Here is a 5542-nt window from a genome sequence, read left to right as displayed (position 1 = left end):
AGGTAGCGGCAGGTTTTTCGACGCCGCGTCCGCCGGCGGAAATCCAGGGCGCGCGCGACGGCCATGCGGTCCTGCAGGGCCATGGCAGAGTGATCGAGCAAACCGGCAGCGATGTCACCCGCCTTTACCGCGAAGCCGGGCAACTGGCGCTCGACCTCGCCCGGGAAACCGGATGCCGCTATGCCGTATTGACGGACGGCAGCCCATCATGCGGCAGCAGTTTTATCTATGACGGGAGCTTTTCAAGGGCCCGCGTGGCTGGCCAAGGCACGACCACCGCGCTGCTCGAGGAAAACGGTATCCGTGTCTTTTCCGAAGACAGAATCGGCGAGCTTGACGATCTGTTGATCGGCTCCAGCGCCGCCGGACATGCGGACTGACCGATGCCGCAGCGGGCCACCGACATTCTGCTCCGTCCCGGTACCATCGACGACGTCGAAACAATCTACGCCGCGCTGCTGCGTCTCGGCACCCATATCGGCGCCAACCAGGATATCAAATCCACCGCTGACGACCTCCGCACTTACGGCTTCGGCGAAAAGCCCGCCTTCTCGACCCTGATCGTCGAGATCGGCGGCGAATTCGCCGGGCTCTGCCTGTATTTCCCGATCTTCTCGACCTGGATGGGTCGTCCGGGCGTCTATGTGCAGGATCTTTATGTCGAGGACCGCTTTCGCGGCCGCCGCATCGGCGAGAAACTGCTGCGGCGCGTCGCGAAAGAGTGCCGCGCGGCGGGCGGCGTTTATCTGAGGCTCTCCGTCGATACCGACAACGAGACCGCCAAGGCCTTCTATGAGAAACTGGGCATCGGCCGCTCGAGTTACGAACAGGTGCAGAAGATCGTCGGCGATGCCTTTTTCGCCTTTGCCGACGCTCCGGAGGAATGACGATGAAAGCCTTCTATGCCGAAGAGCAGAAGCGCCACGATCCCAAGGCTTTCCTTTCGAGCGGCGCGCCGCAGCCCAATCCGGAAAAGCCGGAGCGGGTGGAGAGACTGCTATCCGGCGCAAGATCGGCCGGTTTGACGGTCGAACGCCCGAAAAATCACGGGCTTGGCCCGGTCGCGGCGGTGCATACGCCTGAATATCTCGACTTCCTCGAAAACATCTTCACGCGCTGGCAGCGCATCGAAGGCGCTTCGGCGGAGGTGATCCCGAACATCCACCCGATCGCTCGCAACGGCTCCTATCCGGCCTCGGCGGTCGGCCAGGCCGGCTACCATATGGCCGACACCGCCTGCCCGATCTCGGCCGAGACCTGGAACAGCGCGCTGTGGAGCGCCTGGAGCGCGGTCGAAGCCGCTCAAGCCGTGATGGCCGGCGCGCCGTCGGCCTATGCGCTCTGCCGTCCGCCTGGACACCACGCTTTCGCCGATGTCGCCGGCGGCTTCTGCTTCATCAACAATTCGGCCTTGGCCGCGCAGGTTCTGCGCAAGAGTTCCGCCCGCGTCGCCATCCTCGATGTCGACCTGCATCACGGCAACGGCACGCAAGGCATCTTCTACGCCCGTCCCGATGTGCTGACCGTCTCGCTGCACGCCGATCCAGTGCGCTTCTATCCGTTCTTCTGGGGGCATGCCGACGAGCGCGGCGAAGGCCCCGGCCTCGGCTACAATCTCAACCTGCCGCTGCCGCGCAAATCCGGCGACACGGCCTTTCTCGAAGCGCTGGCGACGGCCTTCCAGCGCATCCGCGCCTTCGCGCCGGAAGCGCTTGTGGTGGCACTCGGCCTCGACGCTTTCGAAGGCGATCCATTCGGCGGCCTCTCGGTGACGACGCCAGGCTTCTCGCGAATGGGCGAAGCGATTGCCGGGCTCGGCCTGCCCACGGTCATCGTCCAGGAAGGCGGCTATCTCTGCGATGCGCTGGGCGACAACCTCACCGCTTTCCTGACCGGCCTCGGCGGCAAGAAAGACTAGCGCTGCTGCCGCAGCATCGCGATCACGCGGTGCACGCTCTCCAGCGTCTCCTCGATCTCGGCCGCCGTGTTGTAGTGGGCAATGCCGATGCGCACGACACCCTGCTCAGCTGGAATGCCGAGCTGGTGGACGATCTCCCACGCGTAATTATGGCCCGACCACAGAAAGATATTCTCGGCGTTCATCTGCCGCACGATCGTTTCCGGCGCGATGCCCTCGACCGTGAAGGAAACGGTCGGCACCCGCTCGGCGAGGCGCTCCGTATCGGTGATACCGCGGATAATCAGGCCCTCGATATCGGACAGGCCTTCGATCAGTTGCCGGGCCAGCGCATTCTCATAAGCGATCGAAACGTCGAAAGCCTTGGCGATCCGCTGCCGCCGCGATCCGCCCTCGCCGGCGGCAGCGCCTAGATCGGCGAAATAGTCGATCGCTGCCGTCAGCCCGGCCATCAGCTCGATCTGCGGCGTGCCGAGTTCGAACCGCTCCGGCAGCCCGTTCGACGAACAGCGGCATTTGTAGGGCTTGAGGCCGTCGATGACGTCACGCCGTCCCCACAATATGGCCACATGCGGCCCGAAGAATTTGTAGGCCGAGCAGATCAGGAAATCACAGCCGAGCGCCTGCACGTCGATGAGCCCATGCGGCGCGAACTGCACGGCATCGACGTAGACCAGCGCGCCGGCCTGCCTGGCGAGCGCCGTCAGCGCTTTCACCCGGTTGATCGAGCCGGTCAGGTTCGAGGCATAATTCAGCGCGACGAGCCGCGTCTTGTCCGAAAGCAGCGCGTTCAGCGCCGCCTCCTCCACCTGCCAGCTCCGCTCGTCGAACGGCAGGAAGCGAACGACCAGGCCGAGATCCTCGGCAAGCTGCAGCCAGGGCGAGACATTGCCTTCGTGGTCCATGCGCGTGACGATGATCTCGTCGCCCGGCTTCATTGTCCGGCCAAGCGTGCGCGACATGTGGTAGGTGAGCGTCGTCATGTTGGCGCCGATGACGATCTCCTCGACGCTCGATGCGTTGAGGAAATCGGCCATCGCGGCATGTGCCCCATCGACCACCTGCTGCGCAGCGACCGTTGTTTCGAAGATGCCGCCCAGATTGGCGTTGGTCGAGAGCAGGCAGCGCGACACCGCGTCCGCTACCGTCAGTGGCACCTGCGTGCCGGCGGGATTGTCGAGATAGATGCGCCGGCGCCCTTTATCGGTCAGCGAAAGCGCCGGAAATCTGCCGCGCACGGCCTCGATCGGAAACTCTGCCATCGTCTCCACCCCTTTGTTTTTTAAACGATTCCGATCAAGGACACGGATTGCCGACGCGCTGGTGAATGGCGTCGACCGCCTTCTGCATCTCTTCCGTCCAGGTGACGTCGACCGAGGACAGCGCCGTCTCGAGCTGCGCGATGGTGGTCGCACCGACGATGTTCGCCGTCACGAAGGGCCGGCTCGCCACATAGGCGTTGGCGAAGAGCGCCGGCTCCATGCCGAAGGAGCGCGCCAGCTCGTTGTATTGAAGCAGCACTTCCGCCGCATTCGGCGTCTCGTAGCGCTGGCCGCGGTTAAAAAGCTGCGAGCGCGAGCCCTGCGGCCGCGCGCCATGATCGTACTTGCCGGTGAGATAGCCCTGCGCCAGCGGCGAATAGGGAAGAAACCCGATCTCCTCGCGTTCGCAGACCTCGGCAAGGTTCACCTCGAAGGTGCGGTTGACGAGGTTGTAGGCGTTCTGCAGCGAGGCGACGCGCGGACCCACGGCCTTTTCGGCCTCGAAGACGAAGCGCATGACACCCCAGGAGCTTTCGTTCGAGAGACCCAGATGGCGGATCTTTCCGGCCTTCACCAGTTCGTCGAAGACGGCGAGCGTTTCGGCAACAGGCGTCTCGCCTCCCGGAGTGCCTGCCGCATCCGGGCGCCGCGCCACCGCTCCCACGCGCGTCGGATTCGAGCCCCAGGGAATGTCCCGGTCCGGCCAGTGGATCTGATAGAGGTCGATATAGTCCGTGCCGAGCTTGGCCAGCGACTTCTCGACCGCGTCGAAGATGTCGGCGCGCACCAGCTTCGAGGGACGATCGCCGCGGAACCAGGTGTTGGCCGTGCGGCCGACCACTTTCGAGGCAAGGATGACCTTGTCGCGGTTGCGATTGGCTTTCATCCAGCTGCCGATGGTCTTCTCGGTCCGCCCTTGCGTCTCGGCCTTGGGCGGGATCGGGTAAAGCTCGGCCGTGTCGATTAAATTCACCCCGCGCGAGAACGCCAGGTCCATCTGCGCGTGGCCCTCCGCTTCGGTGTTCTGCTGCCCCCAGGTCATCGAACCGAGGCAGATTTGCGAAACAAGGAGGTCGGTCCGACCGAGGCGGCGTTTATGCATGGGATCTCCGGCGGGAGTTTTGCGCGGACAGCGCGGGGAGGAAGTTCAAGCATAAAGCACAGGCCGGAGTTTCTCCAAGCCCGCAGTCTTCGACTTTTTGCGTAAACTGCGCGGCTAACGGCGTGCCCCAGCCAAGGCCCGTCGCTTCGCCTCGTCGATCAGCATGTTGGCCACCTGCATGCGGATCATGGCGCGCTGGCGCAGATGCGGCGCGACCCGGTCCGGGTGGTTGGCGAAAGCGAAATTGCGCCGGATGCGGCCGAAATCGGCATTCTTGGCTGGATGGTCGAGGCCGAGCTCGCCGGCAATGGCTTCGGGATCGATCGACGGCAGCTTTTCCTCGGGCCAATGCTCTTCGCCCGCAAGCGTCAGTTTCGCCCGGTCGAGAAGTGCTGCGAACTCCGCGGCAAGATCGGCGCCGGATTCGCGGTATTCGGCGGCGACGCTCTCACCGGCAACCTTGATGCGGCCGGAATGAAGTTCATCGGCAACGGACAGATAGTCGAACGGGATAGACGGCCGGGCGCCCTCTTCCTCGCCTTTCTCCGAGGCGACGATCAGGTCGTCGAGCAACGAAGCGAAATCGAGCTTGTTCCCGGTGCCGATCTCAGCCTCCCTCTCGTGACGGCATGCATTGACGCCATTTGAAGATAGGGCGCCCTCGTTAAAAATGACTTCTGGCGACGTTAACAATTGCAGGCATTTTGCCGACCGGAGCCATCAAGCAAAAAGCCGGACCGCATTTCGTGCAGTCCGGCAAGGTCGCCAGGAGTGGCGAGGAAAAAGCCGGCCAAGTGCCGGCACCAACGCCTACGATTGAGCCTGCCGAAAAGTTTCGCGGAAAATCGATTGTGGCGGAAAAAATCTGATGCGGCATGGCAGCCATGCAATTGCTGCACTGCACAATTTAAAAAAATCGCCTATACTTTGACGTTGGGAGGACCAATAGGGGCTATTGAGTCATGGGGTTCTTCACTGAAATGTTCGCTCGGCCACGGCCGCAAGAACACCAGCGTTACCGCGCGGCGCTCGCGCTTCTCAATGCGATGAGCAATGCCGACCGCGCCGATATCGGCATCAAGCCGGCGGACTTTCCGCGCATCGCGCGCGAAATGTCGGCCCGCTGAACAACGCTGAGCCAAACAGGTTTCCCGGGCTGCCGGGAAACCTTCAACCTGCTCAAAATTCAGCGATTTCCCAGGAAGGTCTGCTTGCCGAGCGGCACGCCATTGTGGCGCAGGATGTCGTAGGCCGTCGTGA

Annotated in this window: 9 protein-coding genes; 5 read left to right on the top strand and 4 right to left on the bottom strand. The window is 63.3% G+C overall.

Annotation, left to right across the window (positions count from 1 at the left end; genetic code table 11):
* From EOA27_RS19660 to EOA27_RS19650, 3 genes are all read left to right on the top strand, one after another.
* Window positions 1-380: 2-thiouracil desulfurase family protein (locus EOA27_RS19660; protein ID WP_127256924.1), on the top strand; the 380-nt coding region annotated here is incomplete at its 5' end.
* 3 nt (window positions 381-383) lie between these two features.
* Window positions 384-887 carry a GNAT family N-acetyltransferase gene (locus tag EOA27_RS19655; RefSeq protein ID WP_126082513.1) on the top strand — a complete coding sequence of 168 codons (504 nt, stop codon included), beginning with the start codon at window positions 384-386 and terminating at the stop codon, window positions 885-887.
* A gap of 2 nt (window positions 888-889) precedes the next feature.
* On the top strand, window positions 890-1918 hold the full coding sequence (locus tag EOA27_RS19650; RefSeq protein ID WP_126082512.1) for a histone deacetylase family protein: 1029 nt from the start codon (window positions 890-892) through the stop codon (window positions 1916-1918).
* Here EOA27_RS19650 and EOA27_RS19645 read toward each other — a convergent pair.
* The 3 genes from EOA27_RS19645 to EOA27_RS19635 form a co-directional block, all read right to left on the bottom strand.
* Complete coding sequence (locus EOA27_RS19645) at window positions 1915-3180, bottom strand: cysteine desulfurase-like protein (RefSeq protein ID WP_126082511.1); 1266 nt, start codon at window positions 3178-3180, stop codon at window positions 1915-1917. The genes EOA27_RS19650 and EOA27_RS19645 overlap by 4 nt on opposite strands.
* Window positions 3181-3214: 34 nt before the next feature.
* Complete coding sequence (locus EOA27_RS19640; RefSeq protein WP_126082510.1) at window positions 3215-4282, bottom strand: aldo/keto reductase; 1068 nt, start codon at window positions 4280-4282, stop codon at window positions 3215-3217.
* A gap of 114 nt (window positions 4283-4396) precedes the next feature.
* Complete coding sequence (locus EOA27_RS19635; RefSeq protein WP_126082509.1) at window positions 4397-4855, bottom strand: hypothetical protein; 459 nt, start codon at window positions 4853-4855, stop codon at window positions 4397-4399.
* Between the two features lie 131 nt (window positions 4856-4986).
* Between EOA27_RS19635 and EOA27_RS40780 the strand changes: the two genes are divergently transcribed.
* Both EOA27_RS40780 and EOA27_RS43185 read left to right on the top strand, forming a co-directional pair.
* Entirely contained in the window at window positions 4987-5151 is a 165-nt protein-coding gene (locus EOA27_RS40780; RefSeq protein WP_189342723.1) for a hypothetical protein, read from the top strand.
* A gap of 93 nt (window positions 5152-5244) precedes the next feature.
* The gene (locus EOA27_RS43185) at window positions 5245-5409 is read left to right on the top strand and encodes a DUF1127 domain-containing protein (protein WP_095818565.1); all 165 of its coding nucleotides are present in this window, start codon (window positions 5245-5247) and stop codon (window positions 5407-5409) included.
* Between the two features lie 59 nt (window positions 5410-5468).
* On the opposite strand, the gene EOA27_RS19625 is transcribed toward EOA27_RS43185, so the two are convergent.
* Window positions 5469-5522, bottom strand: a complete 54-nt coding sequence (locus EOA27_RS19625) for a hypothetical protein (protein WP_245491122.1) — start codon at window positions 5520-5522, stop codon at window positions 5469-5471.
* Window positions 5523-5542 lie beyond the last annotated feature (20 nt).

It is taken from the genome of Mesorhizobium sp. M2A.F.Ca.ET.037.01.1.1 (assembly GCF_003998075.1).
In the GTDB taxonomy this organism is placed as follows: Bacteria; Pseudomonadota; Alphaproteobacteria; order Rhizobiales; family Rhizobiaceae; genus Mesorhizobium.
The sequence above is the reverse complement of the archived record's forward strand: the minus strand, read 5'-3'. Positions and strand labels throughout refer to the sequence as shown.